Origin of the sequence: Nocardia sp. NPDC057227 (genome assembly GCF_042669725.1) — a bacterium.
Classification (GTDB): Bacteria; Actinomycetota; Actinomycetes; order Mycobacteriales; family Mycobacteriaceae; genus Nocardia; species Nocardia asteroides_A.
In genome coordinates this window covers 11,792-26,147 of record NZ_JBHUXA010000037.1, presented here as the reverse complement: position 1 = coordinate 26,147, position 14,356 = coordinate 11,792, and the positions used below count along the sequence as shown (strand labels likewise).

Annotated in this window: 13 protein-coding genes; 11 read left to right on the top strand and 2 right to left on the bottom strand. The window is 73.1% G+C overall.

The genetic code is table 11. The annotated features are described in order from the left end of the window. Positions 1-3: 3 nt before the first annotated feature. From ssd to ACFUJ1_RS32435, 7 genes are all read left to right on the top strand, one after another. A complete protein-coding gene (ssd, locus tag ACFUJ1_RS32465; RefSeq protein ID WP_378651141.1) occupies positions 4-1,098 on the top strand; it encodes a septum site-determining protein Ssd in 1,095 nt (364 codons plus the stop codon). Beyond that, a complete protein-coding gene (locus ACFUJ1_RS32460; RefSeq protein WP_378651140.1) occupies positions 1,095-2,294 on the top strand; it encodes a TadA family conjugal transfer-associated ATPase in 1,200 nt (399 codons plus the stop codon). Before ssd ends, ACFUJ1_RS32460 begins: the two co-directional genes overlap by 4 nt. Beyond that, positions 2,291-3,238 carry a type II secretion system F family protein gene (locus ACFUJ1_RS32455; RefSeq protein WP_378651139.1) on the top strand — a complete coding sequence of 316 codons (948 nt, stop codon included), beginning with the start codon at positions 2,291-2,293 and terminating at the stop codon, positions 3,236-3,238. The genes ACFUJ1_RS32460 and ACFUJ1_RS32455 overlap by 4 nt, the downstream gene beginning before the upstream one ends. Before the next feature lie 79 nt (positions 3,239-3,317). Continuing rightward, complete coding sequence (locus ACFUJ1_RS32450; protein ID WP_378651138.1) at positions 3,318-3,920, top strand: type II secretion system F family protein; 603 nt, start codon at positions 3,318-3,320, stop codon at positions 3,918-3,920. A 57-nt stretch (positions 3,921-3,977) separates the two neighbouring features. Continuing rightward, the gene (locus ACFUJ1_RS32445; protein ID WP_378651137.1) at positions 3,978-4,181 is read left to right on the top strand and encodes a DUF4244 domain-containing protein; all 204 of its coding nucleotides are present in this window, start codon (positions 3,978-3,980) and stop codon (positions 4,179-4,181) included. Beyond that, a complete protein-coding gene (locus ACFUJ1_RS32440; RefSeq protein WP_378651170.1) occupies positions 4,178-4,525 on the top strand; it encodes a TadE family type IV pilus minor pilin in 348 nt (115 codons plus the stop codon). The genes ACFUJ1_RS32445 and ACFUJ1_RS32440 overlap by 4 nt, the downstream gene beginning before the upstream one ends. Positions 4,526-4,587: 62 nt before the next feature. Next, positions 4,588-4,989 carry an Rv3654c family TadE-like protein gene (locus ACFUJ1_RS32435; protein WP_378651136.1) on the top strand — a complete coding sequence of 134 codons (402 nt, stop codon included), beginning with the start codon at positions 4,588-4,590 and terminating at the stop codon, positions 4,987-4,989. A 269-nt stretch (positions 4,990-5,258) separates the two neighbouring features. Here the strand turns inward: ACFUJ1_RS32435 and ACFUJ1_RS32430 are convergent, their stop codons facing one another. Further along, entirely contained in the window at positions 5,259-7,595 is a 2,337-nt protein-coding gene (locus tag ACFUJ1_RS32430; protein ID WP_378651135.1) for a DEAD/DEAH box helicase, read from the bottom strand. A gap of 497 nt (positions 7,596-8,092) precedes the next feature. Between ACFUJ1_RS32430 and ACFUJ1_RS32425 the strand changes: the two genes are divergently transcribed. Both ACFUJ1_RS32425 and topA read left to right on the top strand, forming a co-directional pair. Beyond that, positions 8,093-8,299 carry a cold-shock protein gene (locus ACFUJ1_RS32425; RefSeq protein WP_067648074.1) on the top strand — a complete coding sequence of 69 codons (207 nt, stop codon included), beginning with the start codon at positions 8,093-8,095 and terminating at the stop codon, positions 8,297-8,299. A gap of 324 nt (positions 8,300-8,623) precedes the next feature. Beyond that, the gene (topA, locus tag ACFUJ1_RS32420; protein WP_378651134.1) at positions 8,624-11,518 is read left to right on the top strand and encodes a type I DNA topoisomerase; all 2,895 of its coding nucleotides are present in this window, start codon (positions 8,624-8,626) and stop codon (positions 11,516-11,518) included. Positions 11,519-11,526: 8 nt separating this feature from the next. Here the strand turns inward: topA and ACFUJ1_RS32415 are convergent, their stop codons facing one another. After that, positions 11,527-12,411: an oxygenase MpaB family protein gene (locus ACFUJ1_RS32415; protein ID WP_378651133.1), complete on the bottom strand. Its 885-nt coding sequence runs from the start codon at positions 12,409-12,411 to the stop codon at positions 11,527-11,529. Positions 12,412-12,488: 77 nt separating this feature from the next. Between ACFUJ1_RS32415 and ACFUJ1_RS32410 the strand changes: the two genes are divergently transcribed. Together ACFUJ1_RS32410 and ACFUJ1_RS32405 are read left to right on the top strand one after the other, a co-directional pair. After that, positions 12,489-13,133, top strand: a complete 645-nt coding sequence (locus ACFUJ1_RS32410) for a TetR/AcrR family transcriptional regulator (RefSeq protein ID WP_378651132.1) — start codon at positions 12,489-12,491, stop codon at positions 13,131-13,133. Between the two features lie 10 nt (positions 13,134-13,143). Further along, positions 13,144-14,340, top strand: a complete 1,197-nt coding sequence (locus ACFUJ1_RS32405; RefSeq protein WP_378651131.1) for a DNA polymerase III subunit delta' — start codon at positions 13,144-13,146, stop codon at positions 14,338-14,340. The last annotated feature ends 16 nt before the right edge of the window (positions 14,341-14,356 follow it).

The window sequence follows — 14,356 nt, the reverse complement described above, 5'->3', positions numbered from 1 at the left end:
TGCATGGATACCGAGAACGGTGGCGGCGCCCCCGCCCTTGCGCTGGTGGCCGAGAGCGCCCTGCGCGCCGAGGTGCGCCGGGTCGCGGCAGCCGCCCAGCGGCCGCTCACCGAGCTGACGCCGCCGGTCGGCAGACATGCCTGGAGCGCGGCCCCGCTGGTCGTGCTCGACACCGCCGCTGCCACCGGCTGCGCGGCGGCCGGGCACCCGCGGCGGGTCGGCGTCGTCCTGGTCACCGCGGGCGAACCGGAGCTGCCGGATTGGCGGGCCGCGGCGGCCGTCGGGGCCGAGCGGGTGGTCGCGCTGCCCGGTGCGGCCGTCGAACTGGTGCAGAAGTTTGCTGAACACGCGGAGCCGCGCGCGGGCGACGGCGTCGTCGTCGCGCTCGCCGGCGCGGTCGGCGGGGCGGGCGCCTCCACCCTCGCCGCCGCCACCGCCCTGCGCGCCGCCGCGCGGCGGTTCCGCGGGCACACCGTGCTGGTCGACGGCGCACCGCTCGGCGGCGGCCTCGACCTGCTGCTCGGTATCGAAACCGCGGGCGGGCCGCGCTGGGCCGACCTCGCCATCGAAGACGGGCGGGTCGCCGCGAGCGCGCTGCACAACGCCCTGCCGAGCGCCGCGCCCGGCCTCGCCGTGCTCTCCTGCGCCCGGCCCGCTGCCGGGAAGTTGCCCGCCCCGATCGGCGCCGCCGCGAGCCACGCCGTCGTCGAAGCAGGCCGCGCCGCAGGCGATCTCGTGATCTGCGACATATCGGGCGAGCGCGGGCCGCATGCCGAGCAGATGCTGGACGCCGCCGATCTCGTCGTCCTCGTGGTTCCCGCCCGGTTGCGGGCACTCGCCGCGGCGGGCGCCGTCGCCACCACCATCCGCCGCCGGAACCCGAACCAGGGGTTGGTGATCCGCGGCCCCGCACCCGGCAACCTGCGCGGCGCCGAGATCGCCGGTGCGCTCGACCTCCCGCTGCTCGCCGCCATCCGCGCCGAACCGGGGCTCGCCGGGCGGCTGGAGCGCGGCGGTCTCGGCCTCGGCCGCCGCACCCCGCTCACCAGGGCCGCCGACGCCATTCTCGCCGTACTCGGCGAGCGGAGCGGCCGATGAGCGCCCTCGTCACCGCCGCACTGCTCGACCGGGTCAGGGAGCGGCTCGCCACCGGCACCGGCGCACCGGAGCCGGAGCAGCTCGCCGCCGCCATCAGAGCCGAGGCGGGCGGCGTCCTCGGCGACACCGACCTGCTGCGCGCCCTGCGGCTGCTGCAGACCGAGATGACCGGCGCGGGCGCACTCGAACCGCTGCTGCACGACCCGGCCGTAGCCGACGTGCTGGTCACCGGCCCCGGCGCGGTCTGGATCGACCGCGGCGGCGGGCTGGAGCGCACCAGCGTCACCTTCCCCGACGAAGCCGCGGTGCGCCGCCTGGCGCAGCGGCTCGCGCTCGCCGCCGGTCGGCGCCTCGACGACGCGCAGCCGTGGGTCGACGGCAAGCTCCCCGGCCACGAGGCCGGAATCGGCGCCGCCTTCGGGGTCCGGCTGCACGCGGTGCTCGCCCCGGTCGCGCACGGCGGCACCTGCCTGTCACTGCGCGTGCTGCGCCCGGCCACCCAGGGGCTCGACGCGCTCACCCGCGCGGGCGCCGTCGCCCCCGAGGCACGGGAACTGCTCACCGCGATCATCGGGGCGCGGCTGGCCTTCCTGGTCGTCGGCGGCACCGGCGCGGGAAAGACGACCCTGCTCTCCGGGCTGCTCGCCACGGTGTCGCGGAGCGAACGGATCATCTGCGTCGAGGACGCGGCCGAGCTCGCCCCGCCGCACCCGCACGTGGTCCGCCTCGTCGCGCGCCCCGCCAATGTGGAGGGTGCGGGAGCCGTGACGGTGCGCGACCTCGTGCGCCAGGCGCTGCGCATGCGCCCCGATCGGATCGTCGTCGGCGAGGTGCGCGGCGCCGAGGTCGTCGACCTGCTGACCGCGCTGAACACCGGGCACGACGGGGGAGCGGGCACCGTGCACGCCAACTCACCGCGCGAGGTCCCCGCCCGCCTCGAGGCGCTCGCCGCACTCGGCGGCATGGGCCGCGCCGCCCTGCACAGCCAGCTCGCCGCCGCGGTCCAGGTGGTGCTGCACGTGCACCGGCGCGCCGACGGATCGCGGCGATTGCGCGAGATCGGGGTGCTGCGGAGGAGCGGCGATGCCGAGGTCCGCATCGAGGCGGCGTGGAGTGCCGAGGACGGGCCGACGCCAGGCGCCCCCGCCCTGAGCGCGCTGCTGGCCGAGCGCGGGGTCACCGGGTGGTGGACGTGAGCGCCGCATTCGCCTGTCTCGCAGTCGCCCTGCTGCTGGTGCCGCCGCCCGCCGCACGTCGGCGGCTGTCATCGCTCGGTATCGGCGGCTCGATGCCAGGCAGTAGTGGTGCGGCGGCCGGCATCAGCGGACCGCTAGCAGGTATCAGCGGTGCGCCGATCGGCCTTATCGGTGCGCTGGGCGGCACCAGCGGTTCGCCGGCAGGCGTCGGTGGTTCGGCGCGAGCCATCGGTGGCAGGCGCCAAGGGAGGCTTCGGATCATCCTCGCCGACCACTGCGCCGAGGCCGCCTGCTTCCTTGCCACCGCGGCCGCCGCCCTGCTCGGCGTCGGCGCATCCATCGCCACCGGAGTTCTGGCGTGCACCGTCCTGCTCCGGATCCGCCGCTCCCGCATCGACCGCACGCGGGAAACCGGCTCCGCCGAGCTGCTCGACGCACTCGAACTGGTCGTCGCCGAACTGCGAGTCGGCGCGCACCCCGGCGCCGCCGCCGAGTCCGCGGCCACCGACGCCGGCGGCGAAGCCGCCGCCGCCTTCGCGGTGGCCGCGGGCCGCAGCAAGCTCGGCGGCTCCGCCGCCGACGGCCTGGAACGCCCCACCTCCCCGATCGCCCCCGAACTCGCCCGCATCGCCACCGCGTGGCGCATCGCCGAGGAACACGGCCTCGCCCTCGCCGAACTCCTCACCGCCGCCCGCACCGACCTGCACGCCCGCCGCCGCTTCCGCAGTCGCACCAGAGCGGCCCTGGCAGGCGCCAGGGCCACCGCCACCGTCCTCGCCGCCCTCCCGATTCTCGGCATCGCCCTCGGCCACCTCATGGCCGCCGCGCCCCTCGAAGTCCTCCTCGGCCCCGGCACCGGAGCGATCCTCCTACCCCTCGGCGCCACCTTCGCCTGCGCAGGTCTCCTCTGGACCGACGCCATCACCCGATCGGTACTCCCATGACTGCTCTCTGTCAGTTCTCGGACCGGCGCTCTCGCCCGGCCGCTCCTTCGACCGGCACCGAAATCCGGGGAGTAGCGGGATGACCCACGCGCTGATCCCCGCTCCCTTCCTGCTGCTCGCACTCGCCCTGCTGGCCACGCCATCGCGGCCGCCGGTAGCGCGCCGGCTGCGCACACCCGGCCCCGACGCGGAGCCCGAAGCCGAGAGCGTCGCCGACCCGCTGGCGGGCGCCTCCGTCTTCGACCTCCTTGCCGCCTGCCTCCGCGCCGGACTCCCGATGGCGAACGCGGCAAGAGCCGTGGCCCCGACGGCACCACCCGTCGTTGCCGAGGCCCTGCGCCGCGCCGCGGAACTACTCGCACTCGGCGCGGAGGCGAGCACCGCGTGGCAGCGCGCCGCCGCCGAGTGTGCGAACCGCCCCGGCGCCGAGGAGATCGACGCCCTCGCCCGGCTGGCCCGCCGCTCGGCCCGCTCCGGCGCGGCACTCGCCACCGCCGTCACCGAACTCGCCGGCCAGCGCAGGGCAGCGGTCGAGGACGCGGCCGCCGCGCGCGCCGAACGCGCGGGGGTCCTGATCGCGGGCCCGCTCGGCCTCTGTTTCCTCCCCGCCTTCCTCTGCCTCGGCATCGTGCCGGTGGTGATCGGGCTGGCAGGCCGGGTCCTCGGAAACGGGCTGCTGTGAGGCGGCACAGGAACGGGCGGGCGCGCGGGGCGCCCGCCGGACAGGAAGGGGAGAGGGATGACCGAATCGGAGAGGGCCGGGCTGCGCGAGCGGCTCCGGCACGCACTCGGCGCCGACGACGGCATGTCGACCGTCGAGTACGCCATCGGGACGATCGCCGCCGCGGCCTTCGGGGCGGTGCTCTTCACCGTGGTGACCGGGGACAATATCGTGGACGCGCTCACCGGCATCATCGATCGGGCACTGCGGACGACAGTCTGACCGGCCCGCTCCGCGGCGATCGCGGCGCCGTCACCGTCGAGGCGGCCATCGCGATCGCGACCCTGGTCGCGGTGGTCGCCCTCTGCCTCGGAGCCCTGCTCGCGGCGTCGGCACAGGTCCGCTGTGTCGACGCCGCCCGCGAGGCCGCCCGGCTCGCCGCCCGCGGCGACCGGCCGCAGGCCGAAGCCGCAGCACGACAGGTCGCCCCGACCGGCGCCGAGATCACGCTGCGGCACGACGGCGCACTGGTCGTCGCGCAGGTCACAGCATCGGTGCCGCTGTTGCCCGGATTGCGGCTGCGGGCTGAGGCCGTCGCAGCCGTCGAGCCGGAGGCGGGCCGGTGAAGCCGCACGTCAGCGCGAGTGTGCCAACTGTCCCGGCGCACAGCGGGCGCGCCCGTGCGCCGGTGACCGCTCCGAGCGAGCGTGGCGACACGCCCGCACAGGCCGTGCGCGCCCACCGTGAGCGGGGCAGCGCGACGGTGATCGCCTGCTTCGCCCTGCTCGCCCTGCTGGCGGTGACCGCGATGATCGCTCAACTCGGCGCCGCCGTCACCGCCAGGCACCGGGTGCAGTCCGCGGCCGACCTGGCCGCGCTGGCGGCGGCGGGCGCGCTGCTCGAGGGGCCGGTGGCAGGCTGCGCGGCGGCCGACGAGCTCGCGGCGCGAGCGGGCACCCGGCTGCGCGAGTGCACCGTCGATCAATGGGATGTGACCGTCGTCGCGGAGCTGCGAATACCGCTAGGTCTGTTCGGTGCACGATTCGCCAGCGCAGCTGCTCGCGCCGGTCCGACGGACAAGATCGAGTGATCACGATGCGCTATTGCGCAACCCTCGGGATCGTCGCAATCAGAGTGAATTAATCGCGATTCTGCGGGAAATGCGAAGGCTCCCACTAATGTGCGGAGAACCAATCGAAACAGAACGAAATAAACCAATCGGCCGCAATTGGGTGACGTGGCAATAGCCCAGTTAACCTGAAACCTATCCTTTTTATTCCATCGAGCGCCTCGGCGGCCGCTCGGCGACCGGCTGGGGCGAGCACGACGAGCTTCGACCCAGCGCCGGTGGCGGGGCGGTCACGAGGCGGCGTCGCCGCCGTCACGGATCGGCGTTGCGCCGGTGATCTCCCGCAGTACCGCACCGAGCAGCCGAGCAGCGCCGTCCTTGTCCAGCGGATGGTTCCCGCTCCCGCACTTGGGCGACTGCACGCAGGACGGACACCCGGCCAGGCACTCACAGGCGATGATCAGATCCCTGGTCGCCGCCAGCCAGCGCTCCAGGGCGGCGTACCCCCGCTCGGCGAAGCCGGCGCCACCCGGCTGCCCGTCGTACACGAACACCGTCGGCAGCCCGGTGTCCGGATGCTCGGCCACCGAGACCCCGCCGATGTCCCAGCGGTCGCAGGTCGCGACGAGCGGAAGCAGCCCGATGGCGGCGTGCTCGGCGGCGTGCAGCGCACCGGGGACGTCGACGATCCCCGCCGCGCCCAGCAGCGCGGGGGTCACCGTGTACATGACCGCGATCGAGGGGAGGATCTGCTCCGGCATGGCGAGTTCGACCAGGTCGAGCACGGTGCCGTCGGCCAGGGTGCGCAGGTAGCCGACGACCTGCCCGGTCACCCGGACCTCGGCGAGCGACGCCACCACGCGACCGGAAATCCGCTGGTCGATGGTGTGCACGACCGCGATCGATGTCGTCTGCCTGGCGTGCGTGGTCCACCCGGGATCCTCCGCCCGGACGAAGGCGACGCCCTCGTCCAGGTCGAGCTCCTCCACCTCGAAGGTCTCGCCCTGGTGCAGGTGCACGGCGCCGGGGTGCAGGGTGGCGAGCGCCCGTCCGGCGTCGGCGGTGCCGAGCAGCCTGCCGGTCTCGCTGTCCACGATCACCACCGGATCGCCGATGCCGCCGCGCACATCCACCCCGTCGTGCGGCTGGCTGCCCGCGGTCACGTGCCAGCGTGCGGGTTCGTCGGCGGTCCGCCCCGGCCGCCGCCGGATCAGCCCGTCGGCGGCCAGCTCGGCGACCACGGCGCGGGCGTCGAGCGCGTCGATCTCGTTCTCGGTGAGCGGCAGCTCACAGGCCGCGCAGAGCAGGTGCGGGCCGAGGACGTAGGGGTTGCGCGGGTCGGTGATCGTCGCCTCCACCGGCTTGCCGAGCAGCGCCTCCGGGTGGTGCACCAGGTAGGTGTCGAGCGGATCGTCCCTGGCCACGAGCAGGACGAGCGCACCCTGCGTGCGCCTCCCCGCGCGCCCGGCCTGCTGCCGGAAAGAGGCGACGGTGCCGGGAAAGCCGGACATCACCACGGCGTCCAGCCCCGCGATGTCGACGCCCAGCTCCAGCGCGTTCGTGGTCGCGACCCCGAGCAGTTCCCCCTCGGAGAGCGCCGCCTCCAGCGCCCGGCGATCCTCCGGCAGGTACCCGGCCCGGTACGCCGCCACCCGCCCCACCAGCTCCGGATCGACCGCGGCGAGCAGCCTGCGGGCCTCAAGCGCGGTCGCCTCGGCGCCTCGCCGGGAGCGAACGAAGGCCAGCGTGCGGGCGCCCTCCAGCACCAGGTCGGCGAGGAAGCGGCCGGCCTCTCCGGTGGCCGAACGGCGCACCGGCGCCCCGTTCTCCCCGGTCACGCCGGTAAGCAGCGGCGGCTCCCAGAGCGCGATGGTGCGCGGACCGCTCGGCGAGCCGTCCTCCGTCACCGCCGCGCACTCCCGCCCGATCAGCCGGGACGCCGCGGCCGCCGGGTCGGCGGCGGTGGCCGAGCACAGCACGAAGGTCGGGTCGGCGCCGTAGCGCGCGGCCAGCCGCCGCAGCCTGCGCAGCACCAGCGCCACGTGCGACCCGAAGACGCCCCGGTAGGCGTGGCATTCGTCGACCACGACATAGCGCAGCCCGCGCAGCAGCCGCGCCCAGCGCTGATGCGAGCGCAGCACGCTCAGGTGCAGCATGTCCGGGTTGGTGAAGATCCAGCGCGCATTGGCCCGCACCCACTGCCTGACCTCGGGCGTCGTATCGCCGTCGTAGGTGGCCGGGTGCACCTCGCGCAGCGCGCCGGCGTGCGTGAGCGCGCCCGCCGCGCGCAGCTGGTCGGCGCCGAGCGCCTTGGTCGGGGCCAGGTACAGCGCGGTGGCCCGCGGGTCGTCGTGCAGGGTGCTGAGCACCGGCAATTGATAGGCCAGCGATTTGCCGGACGCGGTGCCGGTCGCCAGCACGACATCGGCGCCGGAGAAGGCCAGCTCCGCCGCCCGCCGCTGATGCCGCCACGGCTCCGGCACCCCGGTCTCCCGGAAAGCGGCGATGACCTCGGGCGGAGCCCATTCCGGCCAGGAATCCGGCGCCGCGGGCCGCGCGGGCAGCTCCGCCACGTGCGTCAACTGCCCGTCGAATTCTGGACCATTGACCAGAACACGGTTGAGCAACGATCGACCATAGGACAGCGGCAATTCCGGCGCCGCGCACGCCCCAGGCTGCTTGCTACTCACGCGTAACCGCCCCTTCCGGCCTCCGGCGCTGTGATCAGTGTGTATCGGCGTGCCGTCGAGGGTGTATTCGATACCAAATAGCGACCTGCATCACAGCCCGTTTGCCGTACTCGGACTTGGTTATCGTGCGGCAAACCGACCCGAAGTATGGATTTCGCCAATGGGTTCCGCACCTGCGCATTCGCAAGATCAAGTTTTTTGCAAATTACTGGTAACTCGGCTGTTGAATTCGTGAGGGACATGGTTCACTGGTTCCTGGTCGCAAGCTTCTGTGTTCGAGGGACGGATCCAAAGTCCAAACCGTCAGCAGGATCGAGTTGCGAACGGTGTGCTCGGGCTTTCCTGCAGGGGGAAACCAACAGTACAGCGGTCTCAACGGGCCCGGTGGACGAACCAGTTGTCCGCCGTTCCGGGTAAGAAAGAGAAGGAACAGAATGGCACAGGGAACTGTGAAGTGGTTCAACGCGGAGAAGGGGTTCGGCTTCATCGCGCCCGAAGACGGCTCCGCTGACGTCTTCGTCCACTACTCCGAAATCCAGGGGGCGGGCTTCCGTACCCTCGAGGAGAACCAGAAGGTCGAATTCGAGGTCGGTCAGGGCACCAAGGGCCCGCAGGCCACCGGAGTGCGCGCGCTCAGCTGAGCCACGCATCAGCGTTCGTCCCTCACCACCGGCGACGGAGGTGAGGGACGAAGCCGTTTCCGGGGGAGGTCCGGGTCCGTCGCGGACCCTGCTCAGGGGGGTGCTCGCAGGGCCGGCGTGTCCGGCGCGGACGCATCGCGCTCGTGGTTCGGTGCATACTGAACCGCTGAGAGGTCGTACGCTCGGTATTTCCACCGCGCTCGCGGTGTGCAGGCCGAGGGTATAAACGTCTCTGGTGGCGACGGTCGTCCCGCGCCGCCCACTGCAGCCGCGCCGGGCGCATACGCGCCGTGCGGGTAGAGAACGAAAGGTGTGGAGTCGCCGGTGGCAACACGAGACCGCGGTACAGCCGACCAGGGCCGGCCCCTGCGTCGTCTCGTGATCGTGGAGTCCCCGACCAAGGCCAGGAAGATCGCCCCCTACCTGGGCCGCAACTACACGGTGGAGGCCTCGGTCGGCCACATCAGGGATCTGCCGCGCGGCGCCGCCGACGTGCCGGCCAAGTACAAGGGGCAGCCGTGGGCGCGGCTCGGCGTCGACGTCGACAACGACTTCGAGCCCATCTACGTGGTGAGCCCGGACAAGAAGTCCAAGGTCACCGAGCTCAAGAGCCTGCTCAAGGACGCCGACGAGCTCTACCTCGCCACCGACCCGGACCGCGAGGGCGAGGCCATCGCCTGGCACCTGCTGGAGACGCTCAAACCGAAGATTCCGGTTCGCCGGATGGTCTTCCACGAGATCACCGAACCCGCCATTCGCGCCGCCGCCGCCGACACCCGCGATCTGGACAGCGACCTGGTCGACGCGCAGGAGACCAGGCGCATCCTGGACCGGCTGTACGGCTACGAGGTCAGCCCGGTGCTGTGGAAGAAGGTCATGCCCCGGCTCTCGGCAGGCCGGGTGCAGTCGGTGGCCACCAGGGTCATCGTGCGCCGCGAGCGCGAGCGGATGGCCTTCCGCTCGGCCGAGTACTGGGATATCGCCGCCAAACTGGACGCGGGCGAGCAGGAGGCCGCGAGCAATCCGCGGATCTTCGGCGCCCGCCTGGTCGGCGTGGACGGCGCCCGGGTCGCCTCGGGCCGCGACTTCGACTCCAGCGGCGCGCTCAAGTCGGCCGCCGGGGTCGTCGTGCTCGACGGGGCGCACGCGCGCAGGCTCGCCGAGGCGCTCGACGGCGTCGACCTGACCGTCAGCTCGGTCGAGTCCAAGCCGTACACGCGCAAGCCGTACCCGCCGTTCATGACCTCGACGCTGCAGCAGGAGGCCGGGCGCAAGCTGCGCTTCACCTCCGAGCGCACCATGCGGGTGGCGCAGCGGCTGTACGAGAACGGCTACATCACCTACATGCGCACCGACTCGACGACGCTCTCCGAGTCGGCCATCGCCGCCGCGCGCGCGCAGGCCACCCAGCTCTACGGCGCCGAGTACGTGCACCCGACCCCGCGGCAGTTCACCCGCAAGGTGAAGAACGCGCAGGAGGCACACGAGGCGATCCGCCCCTCCGGCGACACCTTCTCGACCCCGGGTCAGCTGCACTCGCGGCTGGACACCGACGAGTTCCGGCTCTACGAGCTGATCTGGCAGCGCACCGTCGCCTCGCAGATGGCCGACGCCAAGGGCACCACGCTGACGGTCCGGGTCACCGGGCACGCTGGCACCGGCGAGGAGTGCGTGTTCTCCACCTCCGGCCGCACCATCACCTTCGCCGGCTTCCTCAAGGCGTACGTGGAGAGCGTGGACGAGGAGGCGGGCGGCCAGTCCGACGACGCCGAGTCCAGGCTGCCCTCGCTCACCGAGGGCCAGGCCGTCACCGCGGTCGAGCTGAACCCGGACGGGCACAGCACCAACCCGCCCGCCCGCTACACCGAGGCCTCGCTGATCAAGACGCTCGAGGAGCTCGGCATCGGCAGGCCGTCGACCTACGCCTCGATCATCAAGACCATCCTCGACCGCGGCTACGTCTACAAGCGCGGCAGCGCGCTCGTCCCGTCCTGGGTGGCGTTCGCGGTGATCGGGCTGCTCGAGGCGCACTTCGGCAGGCTGGTCGACTTCGACTTCACCGCCGCCATGGAGGACGACCTGGACGCCATCGCCGGCGGCAGGGAGCGCCGCGGCGACTGGCTGTCCGGCTTCTACTTCGGCGGCGAGACCGGGGCCGAGGGCTCGGTCGCGCGCTCCGGCGGGCTGAAGCGGATGGTCGGCGAGCGGCTGGACGAGATCGACGCCCGCGAGGTCAACTCGATCGTCCTGTTCCGCGACGACGAGGACCGGGACGTCGTGGTCCGGGTCGGCCGGTTCGGCCCGTACCTGGAGCGGCTCGTCACCGACCCGGACGATCCGGAGGGCGACCCGGTCTCGCAGCGGGCCAACCTGCCCGACGACCTGCCCCCGGACGAGCTCACCCCCGAGCTCGCCGAGAAGCTCTTCGCGACCCCGCAGGAGGGCCGCTCGCTCGGCACCGACCCGGAGTCCGGGCACGAGATCGTGGCGAAGGAGGGCAGGTTCGGCCCGTACGTCACCGAGCTGCTGCCCGCCCCGGAGAAGACCGAGGCCACCAAGACGGCGAAGAAGCCCGCCGCGGCCAAGCCGCGCACCGGCTCGCTCTTCAAGTCGATGGATCCCGCGACCGTCACCCTCGACGAGGCGCTGAAGCTGCTCTCGCTGCCGCGGGTGGTCGGCAAGGATCCCGCCTCCGGCGAGGAGATCACCGCGCAGAACGGGCGCTACGGGCCGTACCTGAAGAAGGGCACCGACTCCCGCTCGCTCGCCGACGAGAGCCAGATCTTCACCGTCTCGCTGGAGGACGCGCTGAAGATCTACGCCGAGCCCAAGCGGCGCGGCAGGCAGGCCGGGGCCACGCCGCCGCTGCGTGAACTCGGCGCCGACCCGGTGACCGAGAAGCCCATGGTGATCAAGGACGGGCGCTTCGGCCCGTACGTCACCGACGGCGAGACCAACGCCAGCCTGCGCAAGGGCGACGAGGTCGAGAGCATCAGCGATGCGCGCGCCGCCGAGCTGCTCGCCGAGCGGCGGGCGCGCGGGCCGGTGAAGAAGACCGCCAAGAAGACCGCGACGAAGAAGGCTCCGGCCAAGAAGGCGCCCGCCAAGAAGACGGCGGCGACCGCGACCAAAACGGCCGCGGCCAAGTCGGCCGTGAAGAAGGCGCCGGCCAAGAAGGCGCCCGCGAAGAAGACGGCCGCGCGCAGCGTCAGCGAGTAGCTCGGTCGCTACGCCGGAGTGGGCCGGTGGCCGTAGGCGGCGATGTCCAGCGCGCCCGGGTCGGCGAAGTGGTCGACCCAGGAGCGCTCCGGGCGGTGTGGCCGGGCCGCCTGCACCGCCAGGTACCCGCGCAGCGCCGTCGGGGCGAGCGCGGTGAGCGGGCGCGGCGGTGCGGCGAGGTGGTGGGTCGCGCGCAGGTGGTCGTCCATGAGCAGCCGCAGCACGCCGTCGCCGAGGTGTCCGGCCGGGCCAGGGAACCAGCGGGCCCGCCAGTCGGCGAAGAGCTGGTCGACCAGTGCCCGGCCGCCTTCGGTGTGCCCGTAGTGCGCCCGCTCGTACGCCAGCGCCCAACCCTGGAACGCCGCCGCGGTCTCCGGCACCGTCAGCCCCATCCGCTCGCCGACCCCGCGCCAGAAGTGGTACTGCGCAACGCGTTCCGCGTCGGTGAAGGGATCCAGGCCGAGGTTCCCCGCGATCCGCTCGCCCTCGAACGCGAGCGAGGCGAGCGTGTACAGCTTCTCGTCGTGGCCGATGCCGAACCGGCTGTGGATGGCCTCCATCCGATCGATGGCGGCCCGCCCCCGCTCCCCGGTGTGCCCGTGCCGCAGCATCTCGCCGAAGAAGACGAGCGTGTGGTCGTTGCGCCTGCGCACGTCCCGGATCAGGTCGCCGGTGCCGCGCCGGTAGACCGTGCGCGCGATCGACGGCACCGCCACCTGCCTGGCGAAGGCGACCAGGTAGGCCGCGTGCACGAAGAGTTTGTCGCCGTAGCGCACCTCGACGGTGAGCCGGGTCAGCTCCTCGTGGTCCCGCACCGGGTCGAGCTCCGCCATCCGGCGGGCGATGGTGCGGCCGCCGACCCAGCGGCGGCCCGGGAAAGAACGCTCGGTCATGGCTGACAGTGTGTCAGCAAATCTGACACACCGTCAATAACCGTATGCTCGGTGGCACCCGATCCGAAGGAGCAGCGATGCCGGAGCGCGCCACCCGCGGCGATCGCCGGGCGCCGAGCCGCGGCGACCAGCAGCGCGCCGCCATCATCGACGCGGTCACCGAGCTGCTCGGCTCGGTGCCGATCCAGGAGCTCTCGGTGGCCCGGATCGCGAGCCGGGCCGGCGTCTCCCGGCCCGCCTTCTACTTCTACTTCGAGTCCAAGTACACCGTCGTGGCCGCGGCGCTGGCCCAGGTGTGGTCCGAGGTCGACGAGGCCACCGCCGAGCTGAGCACCTTCGCCGCCGCCGAGGCCCCCGCCGCCTTCACCGGCCGCATGCTGGACGCCGCCGTCGCCGTCTGGCAGCGCCACGCCGCGCTGCTCAACGCCTGCGTGCAGGCGCGCGACAGCGACCCGCAGCTCAGCGCCATGTGGGACGACTTCATCGGCGCCTTCGTGCGCAAACTGGTCGGCTTCGTCGAGGGGCAGGTGGCCTCCGGCCGCGCCGCCCCGCCGGTCGACGACATTCCCGCGCTGGTGACGGCGCTGTTCAGCATGACGATCGGGGTGCTGCGGCAGGAGAGCGTGCCCGCCGCCGACGTTCCGGTCGAGCGCGCGCTCGCCGCCGCGCGCGCCGTCTGGCTGACCGCCGTGTGGGGGCGCGGCGTCGGTGGCCCCGGCTAGGGTGGTCGCCGTGGCGGGAGTCTTCGATCGATTGGTCGGGCAGGAAACGGTCGAGGCCGAGCTGACCGCCGCCGCGACCGCGGCCCGCGAGGGCCGGATGTCCGGCGCCATGACGCATTCCTGGCTGTTCACCGGCCCGCCCGGCTCCGGCCGGTCGGTGGCCGCTGTGTGCTTCGCGGCCGCCCTGCAGTGCACGACGCCGGGGGTCGTCGGCTGCGGCCACTGCCATGCCTGCACCACCGTGCTCGCGGGCACGCACGGCGACGTGCGCCGGATCGTGCCGGAGGGGCTCAGCATCAGCGTCAAGGAGATGCGCGACATCGTGCAGATCGCCGCCCGCAGGCCGAGCACCGGCCGCTGGCAGGTTGTGGTCGTCGAGGACGCCGACAGGCTGACCGAGGGGGCGGGCAACGCCCTGCTCAAAGCGGTCGAGGAGCCGCCGGAGCGCACCGTCTTCCTGCTCTGCGCCCCCACCGTCGACCCCGAGGACATCTCCATCACACTGCGCTCCCGCTGCAGGCACGTCCACCTGGTGACCCCTTCGGTGCCCGCCATCGCCCAGGTACTGAAGGAACGCGACGGCCTCCCCGCCGACGCCGCCGACTGGGCCGCCTCGGTGAGCGGCGGCCACGTCGGCCGCGCCCGGCGGCTCGCCACCGACCCCGAGGCGCGGGCCCGCCGCAAGAAGTCGCTCGCCCTCGTCGGCGCCGTCGGCCGCGGCAACGGCTACACCGCCGCCGACGAACTGGTCAAAGCCGCCGACGACGAGGCGAAGGAGATGAGCGCCGACCGCGACGAGCAGGAGCGCGACGAACTCGCCACCGCACTCGGCGCGGGCGGCACCGGCAAGGGCTCCGCAGGCGCCACCCGCGGCTCGGCCGGCGTGCTCAAAGACCTCGAACGCCGCCAGAAATCCCGCGCCACCCGCACCGGCCGCGACGCACTCGACCGCACCCTGATCGACATCGCAGGCGTCTACCGCGACGCCATCGCCGTCCGCTTCGGCGCCGTCCGCACCGGCGTCTCGCTCACCCACCCCGACCTCAGCGACCCCATCCACGACCTCGCCCACCGCGTCTCCCCCGAGGGGCTGCTCCGCTCCGTCGAAGCCGTCCTCGCCTGCCGCGAAGCGCTCGACCTGAACGTCAAACCGCGCTTCGCGGTCGCCGCCATGGTCGCCACGCTCATCGAGGCCCAAACGAAGTGACCACCTGTTTTCGTGA